Annotated in this window: 15 protein-coding genes; 6 read left to right on the top strand and 9 right to left on the bottom strand. The window is 58.5% G+C overall.

Going from position 1 to position 17,849, the window contains the following annotated elements; genetic code table 11:
- Positions 1-20 precede the first annotated feature (20 nt).
- Positions 21-1,481, top strand: a complete 1,461-nt coding sequence (gene mltF / locus ACWGZX_RS19500; RefSeq protein WP_452625062.1) for a membrane-bound lytic murein transglycosylase MltF — start codon at positions 21-23, stop codon at positions 1,479-1,481.
- A 127-nt stretch (positions 1,482-1,608) separates the two neighbouring features.
- Here mltF and pdxJ read toward each other — a convergent pair whose 3' ends face one another.
- The 8 genes from pdxJ to lptF all read right to left on the bottom strand — a co-directional run bounded on the left by pdxJ (position 1,609) and on the right by lptF (position 10,028).
- Positions 1,609-2,352, bottom strand: a complete 744-nt coding sequence (gene pdxJ, locus ACWGZX_RS19495; RefSeq protein ID WP_219095821.1) for a pyridoxine 5'-phosphate synthase — start codon at positions 2,350-2,352, stop codon at positions 1,609-1,611.
- 43 nt (positions 2,353-2,395) lie between these two features.
- The gene (recO, locus tag ACWGZX_RS19490; protein WP_452625061.1) at positions 2,396-3,082 is read right to left on the bottom strand and encodes a DNA repair protein RecO; all 687 of its coding nucleotides are present in this window, start codon (positions 3,080-3,082) and stop codon (positions 2,396-2,398) included.
- A 173-nt stretch (positions 3,083-3,255) separates the two neighbouring features.
- Positions 3,256-4,158, bottom strand: a complete 903-nt coding sequence (era, locus tag ACWGZX_RS19485; protein WP_007944847.1) for a GTPase Era — start codon at positions 4,156-4,158, stop codon at positions 3,256-3,258.
- Complete coding sequence (gene rnc, locus ACWGZX_RS19480; protein WP_027924885.1) at positions 4,151-4,840, bottom strand: ribonuclease III; 690 nt, start codon at positions 4,838-4,840, stop codon at positions 4,151-4,153. Before rnc ends, era begins: the two co-directional genes overlap by 8 nt.
- 184 nt (positions 4,841-5,024) lie before the next feature.
- Positions 5,025-5,879, bottom strand: coding sequence for a signal peptidase I (gene lepB, locus ACWGZX_RS19475; RefSeq protein ID WP_223512044.1), 855 nt, complete (start codon positions 5,877-5,879; stop codon positions 5,025-5,027).
- Between the two features lie 5 nt (positions 5,880-5,884).
- Positions 5,885-7,684, bottom strand: coding sequence for a translation elongation factor 4 (lepA, locus tag ACWGZX_RS19470; RefSeq protein ID WP_223512046.1), 1,800 nt, complete (start codon positions 7,682-7,684; stop codon positions 5,885-5,887).
- A 171-nt stretch (positions 7,685-7,855) separates the two neighbouring features.
- Entirely contained in the window at positions 7,856-8,917 is a 1,062-nt protein-coding gene (lptG, locus tag ACWGZX_RS19465; RefSeq protein ID WP_452625060.1) for an LPS export ABC transporter permease LptG, read from the bottom strand.
- Positions 8,910-10,028: an LPS export ABC transporter permease LptF gene (gene lptF, locus ACWGZX_RS19460; protein ID WP_452625059.1), complete on the bottom strand. Its 1,119-nt coding sequence runs from the start codon at positions 10,026-10,028 to the stop codon at positions 8,910-8,912. Before lptF ends, lptG begins: the two co-directional genes overlap by 8 nt.
- A 308-nt stretch (positions 10,029-10,336) precedes the next feature.
- Here lptF and ACWGZX_RS19455 point away from each other — a divergent pair, with 308 nt between their 5' ends.
- The 5 genes from ACWGZX_RS19455 (at position 10,337) to rlmF (ending at position 17,082) form a co-directional block, all read left to right on the top strand.
- Positions 10,337-11,827, top strand: coding sequence for a leucyl aminopeptidase (locus ACWGZX_RS19455; protein ID WP_452625058.1), 1,491 nt, complete (start codon positions 10,337-10,339; stop codon positions 11,825-11,827).
- Between the two features lie 60 nt (positions 11,828-11,887).
- The gene (locus ACWGZX_RS19450) at positions 11,888-12,316 is read left to right on the top strand and encodes a DNA polymerase III subunit chi (protein WP_223512054.1); all 429 of its coding nucleotides are present in this window, start codon (positions 11,888-11,890) and stop codon (positions 12,314-12,316) included.
- 8 nt (positions 12,317-12,324) lie between these two features.
- On the top strand, positions 12,325-12,714 hold the full coding sequence (locus ACWGZX_RS19445) for a DNA polymerase III subunit chi (protein ID WP_452625057.1): 390 nt from the start codon (positions 12,325-12,327) through the stop codon (positions 12,712-12,714).
- Between the two features lie 233 nt (positions 12,715-12,947).
- Positions 12,948-15,794: a valine--tRNA ligase gene (locus tag ACWGZX_RS19440; protein ID WP_452625056.1), complete on the top strand. Its 2,847-nt coding sequence runs from the start codon at positions 12,948-12,950 to the stop codon at positions 15,792-15,794.
- Between the two features lie 265 nt (positions 15,795-16,059).
- A complete protein-coding gene (gene rlmF / locus ACWGZX_RS19435; protein ID WP_452625055.1) occupies positions 16,060-17,082 on the top strand; it encodes a 23S rRNA (adenine(1618)-N(6))-methyltransferase RlmF in 1,023 nt (340 codons plus the stop codon).
- A 125-nt stretch (positions 17,083-17,207) separates the two neighbouring features.
- On the opposite strand, the gene ACWGZX_RS19430 is transcribed toward rlmF, so the two are convergent.
- On the bottom strand, positions 17,208-17,489 hold the full coding sequence (locus tag ACWGZX_RS19430; RefSeq protein ID WP_007905514.1) for an HU family DNA-binding protein: 282 nt from the start codon (positions 17,487-17,489) through the stop codon (positions 17,208-17,210).
- Between the last annotated feature and the right edge of the window lie 360 nt (positions 17,490-17,849).

Raw genomic sequence — 17,849 nt, 5'->3', positions numbered from 1 at the left:
CCTTTGCGTATACTGCGCAGATGTTTTCCCCAACGGCTTTGCGTCCGCGGTACGCCAAATGGCTGATCGCAACCGGACTCTTCCTGCTGCTCAATGGCTGTGTTGATAAACCCAACACGCTGGAGCGCGTAAAGGAGGATGGCGTGCTGCGCGTGGTTACCCGAAACAGCCCCGCCACCTACTTTCAGGATCGCAACGGTGAAACCGGATTCGAATACGAACTGGTGAAGCGCTTCGCCGACGATCTGGGGGTGGAACTCAAGATCGAGACTGCCGACAACCTCGACGACCTGTACAGCCAGGTCGGCAAGCCTAACGGTCCGGTATTGGCTGCGGCCGGCCTGGTCGGCAGCGAAGAACGTAAAAAGCAGGTCAGGTTTTCCCACTCCTACCTGGAAGTCACCCCTCAGATCATCTACCGCAACGGCCAATCGCGGCCAACCGACGCCGGTGATCTGGTCGGCAAGAAGATCATGGTGCTCAAAGGCAGCACCCACGCCGAACAGTTGGCAGAACTGAAAAAGAAATACCCTGGCATTGAGTATGAAGAATCCGACGCGGTTGAAGTCGTCGACCTGCTGCGCATGGTCGATGAAGGCCAGATCGATCTGACCCTCGTCGACTCCAACGAAGTCGCGATGAACCAAGTGTACTTCACCAACATACGGGTCGCCTTCGACCTCGGCGACGCCAGCAACCAGAGCTGGGCCGTGGCCGCTGGCGAAGACAACAGCCTGCTCAACGAAATCAACGACTACCTCGACAAGGTGCAGAAAAACGGCACCCTGCAGCGCCTCAAAGACCGCTATTACGGGCATGTAGACGTTCTCGGCTACATGGGCGCCACCACTTTCGCCCAGCACTTGCAGCAGCGCCTGCCCAAGTACGAACAGCACTTCAAGGCATACGCAAAGAAAGAAAAAGTCGACTGGCGCCTGCTGGCAGCAATCGGTTATCAGGAATCGTTGTGGCAACCGGCGGTCACGTCCAAGACCGGCGTGCGCGGCCTGATGATGCTGACCCAGAACACTGCGCAGGCGATGGGTGTGTCCAACCGCCTCGACCCCAAGCAAAGCATCATGGGTGGGGCCAAGTACCTGGCCTATATCAAAGATCAACTGGACGAGTCGATTCAGGAGCCGGATCGCACCTGGTTTGCCCTGGCGGCTTACAACGTCGGCACCGGTCACCTGGATGACGCGCGAAAACTGGCGACGAAGGAAGGACTGAACCCTGACAAGTGGCTGGACGTGAAGAAAATGCTGCCGCGCCTGTCAGAGAAAAAGTGGTACAGCAAGACGCGTTATGGCTACGCCCGGGGCGGCGAGCCAGTGCATTTCGTGGCGAACATCCGTCGTTACTACGACATCCTGACGTGGGTCACGCAGCCACAGCTTGAAGGTGACCAGGTGGCCGAAGGCAATCTGCATGTGCCGGGGATCGACAAGTCGAAACCGGCTCAAGAACCCGCGCCGCTCTAACAGGAACACCTAAATCGAATGTGGGAGCGAGCTTGCTCGCGATAGCTTTCTTACAGTCAATATCTTCGTTGAATGTTAAGACGCCATCGCGGGCAAGCCCGCTCCCACAGGGTTTTGTGTTTGCTCTTTAAGCTTTTGCGGCGGCCAGGATCAGTGCTTTCATTTCAGACACCGCCGACTTGAAGCCGACAAACAACGCATGCGCCACCAGCGCATGGCCGATGTTCAGTTCATTGATGCCTTTGATTGCCGCCACAGCTTCTACGTTGTGGTAATGCAACCCGTGTCCGGCATTGACGATCAGCCCTTGAGCCAAACCGAACGCTACGCCATCGGCTACACGCTTGAGCTCTTCAGCCACATCCGTCGGCGTCTCGGCATCGGCGTAACGACCAGTGTGAAGCTCGATGGCAGGCGCACCGACGCGGCGGGACGCTTCGATCTGCCGCTCATCCGCGTCGATGAACAGCGACACTTCGCAGCCAATCTTCGACAAGCGATCTACGGCGGCTTTGATCCGCGCTTCCTGCCCTGCCACGTCCAGGCCACCTTCAGTGGTCAGTTCCTGACGGGTTTCCGGGACCAGGCAAATGTGCGCCGGGCGGATGCGTTCAGCGAACACCATCATTTCTTCGGTAACACCCATTTCGAAGTTCATGCGGGTTTGCAGCACGTCCTTGAGCAACAGAACGTCGCGTTCCTGGATGTGCCGACGGTCTTCGCGCAAATGCACGGTGATGCCGTCAGCGCCCGCCTCTTCCGCGTCCAGTGCTGCCTTGACCGGATCCGGATAGCGAGTGCCCCGGGCCTGACGCAGGGTGGCAACGTGGTCGATGTTCACGCCAAGAAGAATGCGATTGCTGGTGGTCACGGAAGCGCTCCTGAAGAGGGGAAAGTTCGGAGCACAGCATACCCTATGGCTTTCGAAACAACTCTCGGGAAACCAACGGACGACCACCCAGATGCACAGCCAATGCTTGACGCATCAGACGCTTGGCGGCGGACAACGCCCCGGTCGCAGTCCAGTCGGCATCGGCCATGGCCAACAGCTCGGCACCATTGAACAGTCCGGGTTGCAGCAGATAGACCTGCTCCAGGCCAGCATCCACCTGCAAACGGTAGAGACCGTCCGGGGCGATGGGCTCGCCGTGGATGTCCGTGGTCAGAGCAAAACCGTAACCGAGGTCGTCTAGCAAGCGCCATTCGAAAGAGCGCAACAACGGCTCCAGCGGACGGCCTTCGGCCAGTGCGAGCAAGGTGGCGGCGTAGTGGTCGAACACGGCGGGGTGCGGGTCTTCGGAGGGCAGCAGACGGATCAGCAGTTCATTAAGGTAGAGACCGCTAAACAATGCCTCACCGCTGAGCCAGGTTGAAACACCGGCGGCTTCCATCCGCCCGACGTTCTTCAATTCACCGCGCCCCCGGAACTCGACTTCCAGGGGTACGAACGGCCGCGCCAATGTCCCGGCCTTACCCCGCGCACTGCGCAACACCGCCCGCAGCCGACCTTGCGGCGTGAGGAAATCCACCAACGCACTGTTTTCGCGGTAGGCGCGACTGTGGAGCACGTAGGCGAGTTGGGCGGTAGGGGTTTGAGACATGGAAGTCAGGGTACTCAATGGCAGCGCGCAGTCTTGCATACAACCCAAAACAATGTGGGAGCGAGCCTGCTCGCGAAAGCGGTGTGACAGTCAACATCAATGCTGAATGTTACAACCTCTTCGCGAGCAGGCTCGCTCCCACAAGGGTTTTTCAGTGTATCGGGAGCCGGGGTTTACAGGTCGCCGTAACCCAACGAACGCAATGCACGTTCGTCATCGGACCAGCCACCTTTCACTTTCACCCAGAGGTTGAGCATGATCTTGGAGTCGAACAGCAGCTCCATGTCCTTGCGCGCCTCGGTGCCGATACGCTTGATGCGCTCGCCCTTGTCGCCAATGATGATTTTCTTCTGGCCGTCACGTTCAACGAGGATCAAGGCATGGATGTGCAGGGTTTTGCCCTGCTGCTTGAACTCTTCGATTTCCACGGTGATCTGGTACGGCAGCTCGGCGCCCATCTGGCGCATGATTTTCTCGCGCACCAGTTCAGCGGCGAGGAAGCGGCTGCTGCGGTCGGTGATCTGGTCTTCCGGGAAGAAGTGATCGTTTTCCGGCAGGTAACCGGCAATCACACGCTCCAGCGCTTCGAGGTTGTGCCCGTGCTGGGCCGAGATCGGCATGATCTGCGCGTTCGGCAGCTGCTCCTGCAACCAGGTCAGGTGCGGCATCAGTTCGGCTTTGTCTTCGATGCGATCAGTCTTGTTCAGCGCCACGATCAACGGACCGGTCACGTACTGGACGCGCTCGAGGACCATCTGGTCTTCGTCAGTCCACTTGGTGCGGTCAACGACGAAGATCACCACGTCAACGTCTTTCAACGCCGCCGACGCAGTCTTGTTCATGTAACGGTTCAGCGCTTTTTCGCCACCCTTGTGCATGCCCGGGGTATCGACGTAGATCGCCTGCACGGCACCTTCGGTCTTGATGCCCAGCATGTTGTGACGGGTGGTTTGCGGTTTGCGCGAGGTGATCGCCAGTTTCTGACCCAGGATGTGGTTCAGCAGCGTGGACTTGCCCACGTTGGGACGGCCGACGATGGCAACATAGCCACAGCGAGTTGCAGTTGAATCAGTCATTGCCATTCTCCACACCCAGGGCAATCAGTGCTGCGGCGGCCGCTACCTGTTCGGCAATACGACGACTCACACCCTGACCTCGGCTTTTTTCATTCAGTAAGGTGATTTCACATTCGACGAAGAACGTCCGGCAATGCGGCTCACCCTGGATATCCACCACTTCGTAACGTGGCAGCTCACAACCACGCGATTGCAGAAATTCCTGCAGGCGGGTTTTTGGATCTTTGTTGGTGTCGACCAATGTCAGGCCTTCGAACTCACCGGCCAGCCAGGCCAGCACGCGCTCGCGCGCCATGTCCATACCGGCATCGAGGTAGATCGCACCAATCAGCGCTTCCAGGGCATCGGCCAGAATCGACTCGCGACGAAAACCGCCGCTTTTCAGTTCACCGGAGCCCAGGCGCAAGTAGTCGCCCAGATCAAAACCGCGGGCCAGTACGGCCAGGGTCTCGCCTTTCACCAGGCGCGCGCGCAAACGCGACAACTGGCCTTCACGCGCCAGCGGGAAGCGATCGAACAGCGCCTCGCCAGCGACGAAATTAAGGATGGCATCACCGAGGAATTCCAGGCGTTCGTTGTTACGCCCGGCAAAGCTGCGGTGAGTCAGGGCCAGGACCATCAGTTCCTGATCCTTGAAGGTGTAGCCGAGCTGACGCTCGAGACGGCTTAAGGAGACGCTCACGGTTTACCCACGCTGAGTTCGTGGTTGGATTCCACCGCCATCGCCGAGAGTCGGCGCAGGCCTGGGACAATTAACGCTGTGTTCAAAAATAACGTCCTGAATATCATTGGCTTCATGCTTGCGGTACCGATTGTGTCGGTTCCAGAAAAGCATTCGGCGCTGTGTTCAACAGCGCCGTGTGTGATTACTTGATCAGGCCAACCCGCGAAAAATTCGGCAGGTGACTGAGTTTAGGTTCCGGCCAGCTCATCCAGACTGCGAAGGCCTTGCCGACGATATTCTTGTCGGGAACCATGCCCAGCAGATCTTTGGGAATACTTGGATCATCCCAAAAGCGACTGTCGTTGGAGTTGTCGCGGTTGTCGCCCATCATGAAGTAGTGCCCGGCCGGCACGGTCCACGAATGATCCGGGGTCGCGCGATAGCGGCTCATTTCCTTGCGGATCAGGTGCTCGGCAGCGCCGAGTTTTTCCTTATAAAGCTCAGCACTGCCCAACGTGCCCGGCTCGGAGCCGACCATCTGTTCAGCAATCGACTCGCCGTTGACGAACAGACGCTTGTCAGCGGTATAACGAATCTTGTCACCCGGCAGGCCCACGACTCGCTTGATGTAGTTGACGTTCGGATCGCTCGGGTAGCGGAACACCATCACATCGCCGCGTTGTGGATCACCCACTTCGATGACTTTCTTGTCGATCACCGGCAGGCGGATCCCGTAAGAAAACTTGTTCACCAAAATGAAGTCGCCAACATCCAGGGTCGGTTTCATCGAGCCGGAAGGAATCTGGAACGGTTCCACCAGGAACGAACGCAGAACCAGCACGATGAACAACACCGGGAAGAACGACTTGCCGTACTCGACCAGCAGCGGCTCTTTGTTCAGTTTCTCGACCACCACCACATCAGGCTGGCTGACGCTGCCCTGATAGGAGGCAATGGCAGCACGCCGACGCGGTGCCAGAAAAACCAGATCAAGCAACGCCAACAGGCCGCAGACGAACACGGCGATGACCAGCAACAGCGGGAAATTTAGTGACATAGGACCTAACTATCCAACCTGAGCACTGCAAGGAAGGCTTCTTGTGGAATTTCCACGTTGCCGACTTGCTTCATGCGTTTTTTACCGGCCTTTTGCTTTTCAAGCAGTTTCTTCTTACGGCTAACGTCACCGCCGTAGCATTTGGCCAATACGTTCTTTCTGAGTGCCTTGACGGAGGTTCGCGCAATGATCTGCCCGCCAATGGCGGCCTGGATCGCGACATCGAACATCTGGCGCGGAATCAGTTCTTTCATCTTCTCGGTCAACTGGCGACCTTTGTAGTGCGCGTTATCCTTGTGCACGATCAGCGCCAGGGCGTCGACCTTGTCACCGTTGATCAGCACGTCCAGTTTCACCAGACTAGCCGATTGATAACGGTCGAAATGGTAATCCAGCGACGCATAACCACGGCTGGTCGATTTCAGACGGTCGAAGAAGTCCAGGACCACTTCGTTCATCGGCAAATCGTAGGTCACCTGAACCTGGGAACCGAGGAACAACATGTCGTGCTGCACGCCACGCTTTTCGATGCACAGGGTAATGACGTTGCCCAGGTGCTCTTGCGGCACAAGAATATTGGCCCGCACGATCGGCTCACGCATGTCTTCGATTGAGGACAGGTCTGGAAGCTTCGACGGGTTATCGACGTAAATTGTTTCACCGGTTTTCAGCAACAGCTCAAAAATTACTGTCGGCGCTGTGGTGATCAGGTCCAGGTCGTACTCGCGCTCCAGGCGCTCCTGGATAATCTCCATGTGCAGCATGCCGAGGAACCCGCAACGGAAACCGAAGCCCAGGGCGTCGGAGCTTTCCGGGGTGTACTGCAGGGACGAGTCATTGAGCGTGAGCTTTTGCAGGGCCTCACGGAAGTCTTCGAAGTCGTCGGAGCTGACCGGGAACAGACCGGCGTAGACCTGCGGCTGAATGCGCTTGAACCCTGGCAACACGTCGACGTCTGGCGTCGAACTCAAGGTCAGGGTATCGCCCACTGGCGCACCGTGAATGTCCTTGATGCTGGCAATGATGAAGCCCACTTCACCGGCCTTCAGGTCAGCGGTAGGGGTGTGTTTCGGGTTGAATACACCGACGCTGTCCACCAGGTGGATCTTGCCGGTGGATTTGACCAGGATCTTGTCGCCCTTCTTCACACGACCGTGGCGCACGCGTACCAGGGAAACAACGCCCAGGTAGTTGTCGAACCACGAATCGATGATCAACGCTTGTAGCGGATCTTCGTAGTTGCCAGTCGGTGCAGGAATGGTGGCGACCAGCCGCTCGAGCACTTCATCGACGCCCAGACCGGTCTTGGCAGAGCACTCGACCGCGTCGGTGGCATCGATGCCGATGATTTTTTCGATTTCTTCTTTAACGCGGTCCGGATCGGCCTGTGGCAGGTCGATCTTGTTCAGGACCGGCATGACTTCCAGGCCCTGCTCGATCGCCGTGTAGCAGTTGGCAACCGACTGCGCTTCAACGCCCTGACCGGCATCGACCACCAGCAAAGCACCCTCACAGGCCGCCAGCGACCGGCTGACTTCGTAGGTGAAGTCAACGTGGCCGGGGGTATCAATGAAGTTCAGCTGGTACTTGATGCCATCGCGAGCGGTGTAATAAAGGGTGACGCTGTGGGCCTTGATGGTGATCCCGCGTTCACGCTCCAGGTCCATGGAGTCCAGCACCTGGGCTTCCATTTCGCGCTCGGCAAGGCCGCCGCACATCTGGATGAATCGATCAGCCAGCGTCGACTTGCCATGGTCAATGTGGGCGATGATGGAGAAATTGCGGATATGACTCAAATCACTCACGGATCAACACTCAAAAAGGCTGCAGGCATAGCCCGCCGAAAAATAGCCGGGAATTGTACCTGATCCACGGCGCAAGCGTCACGTTTGCAGGTCAGACGGCAGGTACAAAAACGCCCCGGTCTTGCGACAGGGGCGTTTTGAGTGACCGGCAAGGTCAGGAAAAACCCTTAATCAGCCGGCCCGGCGCAACAGCCAGACACCGGCCAGGGCACAAACACCAGCCGGAATGAGCACCGCAAACAGCGGCGAGAAACCGAACACCAGGCTCGAAGGCCCCAGCAAATCCTGAACGATACGGAAGGTGAAGCCCACCAGAACGCCGGTGAACACACGCTGACCGAGGGTCACGGAGCGCAAGGGACCAAAGATGAAGGAAATCGCCATCAGTACCAGCGCGGCAGTTACCAGGGGCTGCAACACCTTGACCCAAAACGCCAGCCAGTAGCGGCCATTGCTCAGGCCCTGGTCTGCCAGATAGTGGATGTAATTCCACAGACCGCTGATTGACAGCGACTCAGGCGCCATTACCACGGTGTCCAGCAACTGAGGGCTCAGGGCAATTTCCCAACGCTCGACAGGAGTGACGACCACTTCGGTGCTCTTGTCATGGAACACCGTGGTCGTGACGTCGCTGAGTTGCCAGTGATCCTTGTCGAACTCGGCACGCTTGGCAAAGCTTGACGACAGCATGTGTCGCTCTTTGTCGAAGCGATAGCGGGTCACGCCATACAGAAGTCCATTGGGCTGCACGGAGTTAACGTGAATGAACTCGTCACCCTGGCGGTGCCAAAGGCCGTGTTTGGCGCTTTGCGCATCGCCACTGCCCTGAGCCAGCGAGCGATTGGCCTGAGCAGTGACTTCGGTGGCCGGCGCAACGTATTCGCCGATCAGCACCCCCACTAACATCAGGATCAGCATCGGCTTCATGACCGCCCAGACGATTCGACCGATCGACACGCCGGCGGCGCGCATGATGGTCAGCTCACTGTTGCTGGCCAGACTGCCGAGGCCAATCAGGCATCCGATCAGTGCCGCCATTGGCAACATGTCGTAAAGACGGCGCGGGGCCGTCAGCAAGACGTAACTGGACGCATCCAACAGGGTATAGGTGTCGCTGACTTCGCTCATCTCGTCGATGAAGGCGAACAGCGTCGCCAGGCCGAGAATGATCCCCAGTACCGCCAGGATCGCCATGAATACGCTGCTACCGATGTAGCGATCGAGCTTAACCACGAGCCACCTCCAGCGCACTGCGGCGACTCGCCATCTTCAAGCGCAACGGCTCCCAGTAAAGCAGCCCGAGACCGATGATCAGAAACAACCCATGAACCCACCATAACCCCAGGGCAGGCGGGATCTTGCCCTTATCGAGGGCGCCGCGGGCGGCAATCAGGATGGTCAGGTAAATCATATAAAGAAGAATCGCCGGCAGCAGCTTGAGGAAACGGCCCTGGCGCGGGTTGACCCGCGACAACGGCACCGCCATCAGGGTCACGATGAACACCAGCAACGGCAAGGACAGACGCCATTGCAGTTCAGCGCGCAGGCGAGTGTCGTTGCTGTCGATCAAGGTACGAGTGCTCATTGCATCACGATCAGTCACTTCGTCACTGACATCCGGTTTTGGCAGCAATACCCCGTACTCGTCGTATTTGATCGCCCGATAGTCAGCCTGCCCTGGATTACCGTCATATCGATAACCGTTGTCGAGAATCAGGTAGCGGTTGCCGTCCGGACGAATTTCCTGGCGACCCTTCTCGGCCACCAGCACGGAAATCCCGCGATCTTTCTGGTCGGAGTTAATATTTTTTTGCGAAATGAACACACCCGCCAGATTGATGCGGTCATCGGTCAGTTGCTCGGTATAGGTCACACGAGTCCCATCACGCAACGCCTGGAAGCGACCCGGCTCCAAGGTATCGAACTCGGTGAGCGCATCCTGTTTGTTCAGCAGCAGCTGGAACTGATTGGCACCTTGTGGCGCCAGGCTCAGGCTCAGCCAGGCCACGACCAGCGCAACCAGCGTGGCCGGAAACAGGGTAATGACAAACAAACGCTGCTGGCTCATACCGGTGGCCGACAGCACGGTCATTTCGCTTTCGAGGTACAGGCGACCGTACGCCAGCAGGATCCCGAGAAACAGGCCCAGTGGCAGGATCAGTTGCAGGAAACCCGGCAGACGGAAGCCCATGATCAGGAACAGCGAGCCCGGATCCAGCAGGCCCGCGGCCGCCTGGGCAAGGTATTTGATGAAGCGACCGCTCATGATGATGACCAGCAGCACGGCGCTGACTGCGCTCAAGGTCAACAGGACTTCGCGGGACAGATATCGGAAGACGATCAAACCAGAGACTCCAGGGTTGTCAGGCTTAGGCGGCCAAACAAGCAAACGTATCAGACAGCCCGCAGGGCAGAGCTGCCGAAAAAGATGGCGCATTATCCTGTGATTGGGTGCACCTGTCACTGCGCATACTCAAGCTGACGGTCAATGCGCTGAAGATCGTACAACCGAGGGTTGTCAGGCGCAGGGAGCGAGGTTCAAACTGCGGCCTTTGTCGTGGGCCGTGACCTGCGTCTTTCTATTTATATAAGCAAGCGTCTGTGCGTCGCCGTTTTGCCCACGCACGTTGACCATTATTCAGGGACCCGGACATGGAACTGGTTGTAAAAAGCGTTAGCCCAGAAACGTTGAAGACCGCCACTCTGGTCGTCGCCGTCGGCGAAGGCCGCAAGCTCGGCGCCGTGGCCAGACAACTGGACGAACTGAGTGGCGGCGCCATCAGTGCAGTGCTCAAGCGCGGCGACCTCGCCGGCAAGGTTGGCCAGAGTCTGTTGCTGCATAGCTTGCCGAACCTCAAGGCTGAACGCGTTCTGCTGGTAGGCGTGGGCAAGGATGAAGAACTCGGCGACCGTCCGTTCCGCAAAATCATTGCCAGCGTACTCAACACCCTCAAAGGCCTGGGCGGCAGCGATGCGGTACTGGCGCTGGATGAAGTCGTGGTCAAAGGCCGCGACAGCTATGGCAAAACCCGCCTGCTGGCGGAAACCCTGGTGGACGGTGAATACACCTTCGACCAGTTCAAGAGCCAAAAAGCCGAACCTCGCACCCTGAAGAAAGTCACCCTGCTGACCATCAAGGCTGCACAGGCTGAAGTCGAGCGCGCCGTGGCCCACGCCTCCGCTATTGCCAACGGCATGGCCTTTACCCGCAACCTGGGCAATCTGCCGCCGAACATCTGCCACCCGACATTCCTCGGCGAACAAGCGAAGAACCTCGGTAAAGAATTCAAAACCCTGAAAGTCGAAGTCCTTGACGAAAAGAAGATCAAGGATCTGGGCATGGGTTCGTTCTACGCCGTCGGCCAGGGCAGCGCCCAGCCGCCACGCCTGATCGTCATGCAATACAACGGCGGCAAGAAATCCGAGAAGCCGTACGCACTGGTCGGCAAAGGCATTACCTTTGACACCGGCGGCATCAGCCTGAAGCCGGGCGCCGGCATGGATGAAATGAAGTACGACATGGGCGGCGCTGCCAGCGTGTTCGGCACCCTGCGTGCCGTGCTTGAGCTGAAACTGCCGATCAACCTGGTGTGCATCCTGGCCTGCGCCGAGAACATGCCGAGCGGCAACGCTTCGCGCCCGGGCGACATCGTCACCACCATGAGCGGCCAGACCGTGGAAATCCTCAACACCGACGCCGAAGGCCGTCTGGTGCTGTGCGACGCCCTGACCTACTCCGAGCGCTTCAAGCCGCAAGCCGTGATCGATATTGCCACCCTGACCGGTGCTTGCGTCGTAGCCTTGGGTTCCCACACTTCGGGCCTGCTGGGCAACAACGATGAACTGATCGGCCAACTGCTGAGCGCCGGCCAAACGGCTGACGACCGCGCCTGGCAACTGCCGTTGTTCGACGAATACCAGGAGCAACTGGACAGCCCGTTCGCCGACATCGCCAACATTGGTGGCCCGAAAGCCGGCACCATCACCGCCGCCTGCTTCCTGTCACGCTTCACCAAGAACCTGAACTGGGCGCACCTGGACATCGCCGGTACCGCATGGACCAGCGGCGGCAAAGACAAGGGCGCCACTGGCCGTCCTGTGCCATTGCTGACCCAATACCTGCTGGACCGCGCCAAAGCCTGAAACCGATGACCTGGGGCGGCGTCACTTTCGGGTGACGCCGTTTCTGGCTCAGGAACCGCAATGACCAAAGTCGACTTCTACATCCTGCCCAGCGCCGATCCTTCGGCACGGCTGGATTTCGCCTGCAAGCTCACCGAAAAAGCCTGGCGTATGGGCCACCGCATTTACCTGCATTGCAGCGATGCCGCTCAGCGACAGGATCTCGATGCCCGCTTGTGGGCCTTCAAGGGCGAAAGCTTCGTGCCTCATGGCCCTGCCGAAAGCGAACCAGACGGTCTGATCGTCCTGGGTCTTGGCGATGACTGCGGTCAGCACCAGGATTTGCTGGTCAATCTCGACCTGAAAGTCCCGACATTTGCCAAACAATTCGCCCGCGTGGCGGAAGTGGTAGTAGAAGATCCGACGATTCGTGCGGCTGCGCGGGAGAGTTTCCGTTTCTACCGCGAACAGGGCTATCCTCTGCAAGACCACCGTTTACAGCGACTCTGAGCATTCCGATGGACACTCCGAAACCGCAACAACAGTCCGCGCACTTACTGGACGACCTCGAGTCGATCCGCCAACTGCTCGGCGATGACAACCTGCAACCACCGCTGCTGACCGACACGGTCATCGACGGTGACCAGGAACAGATTCCCATGTTGTTCGAGGCTGTCGGCAATGCGCCGCAGCCGGTCGAACCGACACCGCCACCCGCCCCTGCCGCGCAACCTTCGCCGGAACCCGGCAAAGGCCCCGACGCCCTGCTGCATCTGGACAGCGAACTGCGCGCCGCCGCGTTATTGATCATGCAAGACGTGATTGATGACTTCGCCCCGCACATCGAAACTGAAATCAAACGTCGCCTTGATGCGCGGATGGAGCGATTGCTCAGCCAATACGAATAACCCCGCCCCTCTGTGGAGGCAGGCTTCTGTGGCGAGGGGGCTTGCCCCCGTTCGGCTGCGAAGCAGTCGTAAAACCTGAGCATGCGGTCCGCCAGACACACCACGCTGGCAGGTTTCAGGGCCGCTTCGCGACCCAACGGGGGTAAACCCCCTCGCCACAGTCGCCCTGCGCCCCATGCCCCGCTATACTTGCCGGCTTTTCCTGAATAAATGCCAATAGGGTCCCGCCGCGCATGGATAAGACCTACCAGCCGCACGCCATTGAAGCTTCCTGGTACAACACCTGGGAGTCAGAGAATTACTTCGCCCCGCAAGGCGCGGGCGAGTCCTACACCATCATGATCCCGCCGCCGAACGTCACCGGCAGCCTGCACATGGGTCACGGTTTCAACAACGCGATCATGGACGCCCTGATCCGTTTCCGCCGCATGCAGGGTCGCAACACCCTGTGGCAGCCGGGCACAGACCACGCCGGTATCGCCACGCAAATGCTGGTGGAGCGCCAACTGGAAGCCAAAGGCCAGAGCCGCCACGACCTGGGTCGCGAGAAGTTTCTCGAGAAAATCTGGGAATGGAAAGATGAATCCGGCGGCAACATCAGCCGTCAGATCCGTCGCCTCGGCTCGTCCGTAGACTGGAGCCGTGAGCGCTTCACCATGGATGACGGCCTCTCGGAATCCGTGAAAGAAGCCTTCGTGCGCCTGCATGAAGACGGCCTGATCTACCGCGGCAAGCGTCTGGTCAACTGGGACACCAAGCTGCACACAGCGATTTCCGACCTTGAAGTGGAAAACCACGACGAGAAAGGTTTCCTGTGGAACCTCAAATACCCGCTGGCCGACGGCGTAAAAACCGCGGAAGGCAATGACTACCTGATCGTCGCGACCACTCGCCCGGAAACCATGCTCGGCGACGCCGCCGTGGCCGTTAACCCGAACGATGAACGCTACAAAGCCCTGATCGGCAAATTTGTCGAGCTGCCGCTGGTTGGCCGCCGCATCCCGATTATCGCCGACGATTACTGCGACCCTGAATTCGGCACCGGCTGCGTGAAAATCACCCCGGCCCACGATTTCAACGACTACGAAGTCGGCAAGCGCCACAACCTGCCGCTGCTGAACATCTTCGACAAGAATGCTGTCGTGCTGCCGGCCTGCCAGGTGTTCAACCTCGACGGCACGCTCAACGAAAGCATCGACGGCAAGATCCCGGTCGAATACGCCGGCCTCGACCGTTTCGAAGCCCGTAAACAAATTGTTGCTGCATTCGACACCACGGGCCTGCTGATCAGCGTCAATGATCACGCGCTGAAAGTGCCGAAAGGCGACCGCTCCGGCACGATCATCGAGCCGTGGCTGACCGACCAGTGGTACGTGTCGACCAAACCATTGGCCGAACCTGCGATTGCTGCCGTTGAAGACGGCCGCATCCAGTTCGTGCCTAAACAGTACGAAAACATGTATTTCTCGTGGATGCGCGACATCCAGGATTGGTGCATCAGCCGTCAGTTGTGGTGGGGCCACCGGATTCCGGCCTGGTACGACGAGTCGGGCAAAGTCTACGTCGGTCGCGACGAAGCCGAAGTGCGTGCCAAGAACAACCTCGGCCCGGACGTTGCGCTGCAACAGGACAACGACGTTCTCGACACCTGGTTCAGTTCGGGCCTGTGGACCTTCTCCACACTTGGCTGGCCTGAGCAGACCGAATTCCTGAAGAAATTCCACTCCACCGACGTGCTGGTGACCGGTTTCGACATCATTTTCTTCTGGGTTGCCCGGATGATCATGCTCACTATGCACTTGGTGAAGAACGAAGACGGCACACCGCAGGTTCCGTTCAAGACCGTCTATGTTCACGGCCTGGTGCGTGATGGCCTGGGCCAGAAGATGTCCAAGTCCAAGGGCAACGTCCTGGACCCGCTGGACATCATCGACGGCATCGAACTGGAAGATCTGGTGCAGAAACGCACCTCCGGCATGATGCAGCCGAAACTGGCGAAGAAGATCGAGAAGCAGACCCGCGACGAGTTCGCCGACGGTATCGCCAGCTATGGCACCGACGCCCTGCGTTTCACCTTCTGCTCGCTGGCGTCCACCGGTCGTGACATCAAGTTCGACATGGGCCGCGTCGAAGGCTATCGCAACTTCTGCAACAAGATCTGGAACGCCGCGCGTTATGTTCTGGACAAGGGTGAAGACTGCGGCCAGAACGGCGAAGCCTACGAACTGTCCCTGGCGGATCGCTGGATCATCTCGCAGCTGCAACGCACTGAAGCCGAAGTGACCCGTCAACTCGACCAGTTCCGTTTCGACCTGGCGGCACAAGCCTTGTACGAGTTCATCTGGAACCAGTATTGCGACTGGTACCTGGAACTCTCAAAGCCTGTGCTGTGGGACGAAAACGCGCCGGTCGAGCGTCAGCGCGGCACCCGCCGTACGCTGGTTCGGGTACTGGAAGTTGCGTTGCGCCTGGCGCACCCGTTCATGCCGTTCATCACCGAAGAAATCTGGCAGCGCATCGCGCCGCTGGCCGGTATCGAAGGCAAGACGATCATGCTACAACCTTGGCCAGTGGCCAACGAAGCGCGCATCGATCAGGGCGCCGAAGACGACATCGAATGGCTCAAGGGCCTGATGCTCGGCACGCGTAATATCCGTGGCGAAATGAACATCGGTCCGGGCAAGCCGCTGAACCTGTTCCTGAAAAACGTCAGCGCCGAAGACCAGCGTCGCCTCACCGAGAACGAAGCCCTGTTGAAGAAACTGGCTCGTCTCGAATCGATCACTGTGTTGGCTGCCGGCGAAGAAGCACCGCTGTCCGCCACCGCACTGGTCGGCGAGATGGAAGTGCTGGTGCCGATGGCCGGCCTGATCGACAAGGACGCCGAACTGGCGCGCCTGGACAAGGAAATCCTGCGCTTGCAGGGCGAAGTTCAGCGTGTGGGTGGCAAGCTGTCCAACGCTGGTTTCGTGGACAAGGCCCCGGCCGAAGTCATCGAGAAAGAACGTGCCAAACTGGCCGAGGCCGAACAGGCTTTGGGCAAGCTGGCCGAGCAACATGCGCGGATTGCCAGCCTGTAACGGCGAACCGCAATGAAAACGGGAGGCTCTGGTGGCCTCCCTTTTTTATGCCCGTCACTTTATAACTAACAACGACAATCCCTGTAGGAGCCGAGCTTGCTCGCGATGGCGGCTGAACATTCGACATTGATGTAGCCTGAGCGTCCGCCATCGCGAGCAAGCTCGGCTCCCACAGGGATCTGTGTCGCTTCTGATATTGCGTTCCCAAGAGCTGGATGTGGGACAATACCCGCCACTTTTAGCCATACCCGAATCGACCACGCCCATGAACGCCCCCCGCACACCAAGACCTGCGCGCAAAAAGCCTGACACCGCCACCCCGGCCAAAGCCGTGGAGCCGCGTGAAAAGGCCAGCCTGCACCCGCGCAATCGCCATCAGGGTCGTTACGACTTCCCGGCACTGATCAAAACCACGCCGGAACTGGCGAAGTTCGTGATCATCAATCCGTACGGCAAGGAAAGCATCGACTTCGCCAGCCCCGACGCAGTACGGGTGTTCAACCGGGCGTTGCTCAAGTCGTTTTACGGCATCGCACATTGGGACATCCCGGCTGATTACCTTTGCCCGCCCGTTCCTGGTCGTGCCGACTACGTGCACTTCCTCGCCGACCTGCTGGCCAGCGTCAACGATGGCGAAATCCCTCGCGGCGCGCCGGTCAAGGTGCTCGACATCGGCATGGGCGCCAACTGCGTCTATCCGCTGATCGGCTATAGCGATTACCGCTGGCACTTCCTCGGCTCGGAAATCGACCCGACGGCCGTCGCCGCCGCCAAAGCCATCGTGCAGTCCAACGGGCTGAACAAAGCCATCCAGTTGCGCCAGCAAAGTAATCCCAAGCACATTCTGCTGGGCCTGCTCGAGCCGGGCGAACGTTTTGACCTGACCATGTGCAATCCGCCGTTCCACGCCTCGATGGACGAAGCGACCAAGGGCAGTGAGCGTAAATGGCGTGCTCTGGGCCGTGCCGACCCGAAACGCAAACTGCCGGTGCTGAACTTCGGCGGTCAATCGGCTGAGTTGTGGTGTGAAGGTGGTGAAGCGCGGTTTGTGACGCAATTGATCGCCGAGAGTGCGCACTTCCAGCACAAAGTGCTGTGGTTCAGTACCCTCGTGTCGAAAGCCTCTAACTTGCCTGCGATCCAGACAGCCTTGAAAAAGGCTGGCGTGCTGGAAAGTCAGGTGGTGGAAATGTCCCAAGGCCAGAAGCAAAGCCGCTTCGTCGCGTGGACTTTCCAGACCAAATCCGAGCAACAGGTCTGGCGCGAACGCTGGGCCCGCAAAAGCTGAGTAACTGCTGACAAGCCAAATTTCTGAGCGCTGAAATCCCTGTAGGAGCGGCGGTGTTTGAAGAATTTATGGCACAAAAAAACCGTGCCCGGATTGCTCCGGAGCACGGTTTTTTTTAACAAGTCTTACTTGTTAACAGCGTCGGTCAGGCCTTTGGCCACAACCAGCTTGATAACTTTCTTGGCAGCGATTTCGATGGCAGCGCCAGTCGAAGGGTTACGGCCAGTACGGGCAGGACGCTCAGTCACTTTCAGTTTGCCGATACCTGGCAGAGTGATTTCGCCGCCGTTTTCCAGCTGATCAGCAACGATTTGGCCCAGTTGGTCCAGAGCGTTACGCGCGGTGGTTTTTGGCGCGTCGATAGCTTCAGCGATGTCGGCGATCAGTTGGTCTTTAGTAAGAGCCATGTAGTGTTCCTTCCCTATCAAATTCATGTGGATTGCAGAGTGCAGTGTCAGCCATCGAGCCCGATCTTCTGGATCTGGCACCCTCGGCCAATAACCACTGGATCGGGGTTATAGATACCGAAATCAGGGTTTGGTTCGACCTGACAAATGCTGAATGCACGCTTAACGCAGTGACTTCGCGTAAGACGGGGCAAAACTAGCACAGAGACGGGGAAATATCCGCCTCTAGCTACCCATTTGGTCAGCTTTATTGCTCTAAATCGGGAAAAAAACGCATAAGCACCGTCGGTCGCCCGGGATTTGCCCTTCATGCCGCGCCAAAACCAGTGGTTGCGGTACACTTGGCACTTTTTCGGGGAG

Source organism: Pseudomonas sp. CLCA07 (assembly GCF_053615335.1).
This window is presented reverse-complemented; position numbering and strand designations above follow the sequence as displayed.

Bases quoted from the DNA above. Each gene is read 5' to 3' on its own strand.
- ACWGZX_RS19430 (WP_007905514.1), bottom strand. From the start codon at position 17,489: ATGGCTCTTACTAAAGACCAACTGATCGCCGACATCGCTGAAGCTATC.
- lepB (WP_223512044.1), bottom strand. From the start codon at position 5,879: ATGTCACTAAATTTCCCGCTGTTGCTGGTCATCGCCGTGTTCGTCTGC.
- ACWGZX_RS19455 (WP_452625058.1), top strand. From the start codon at position 10,337: ATGGAACTGGTTGTAAAAAGCGTTAGCCCAGAAACGTTGAAGACCGCC.
- ACWGZX_RS19445 (WP_452625057.1), top strand. From the start codon at position 12,325: ATGGACACTCCGAAACCGCAACAACAGTCCGCGCACTTACTGGACGAC.
- ACWGZX_RS19440 (WP_452625056.1), top strand. From the start codon at position 12,948: ATGGATAAGACCTACCAGCCGCACGCCATTGAAGCTTCCTGGTACAAC.
- mltF (WP_452625062.1), top strand. From the start codon at position 21: ATGTTTTCCCCAACGGCTTTGCGTCCGCGGTACGCCAAATGGCTGATC.
- rlmF (WP_452625055.1), top strand. From the start codon at position 16,060: ATGAACGCCCCCCGCACACCAAGACCTGCGCGCAAAAAGCCTGACACC.
- era (WP_007944847.1), bottom strand. From the start codon at position 4,158: ATGACTGATTCAACTGCAACTCGCTGTGGCTATGTTGCCATCGTCGGC.
- ACWGZX_RS19450 (WP_223512054.1), top strand. From the start codon at position 11,888: ATGACCAAAGTCGACTTCTACATCCTGCCCAGCGCCGATCCTTCGGCA.
- recO (WP_452625061.1), bottom strand. From the start codon at position 3,082: ATGTCTCAAACCCCTACCGCCCAACTCGCCTACGTGCTCCACAGTCGC.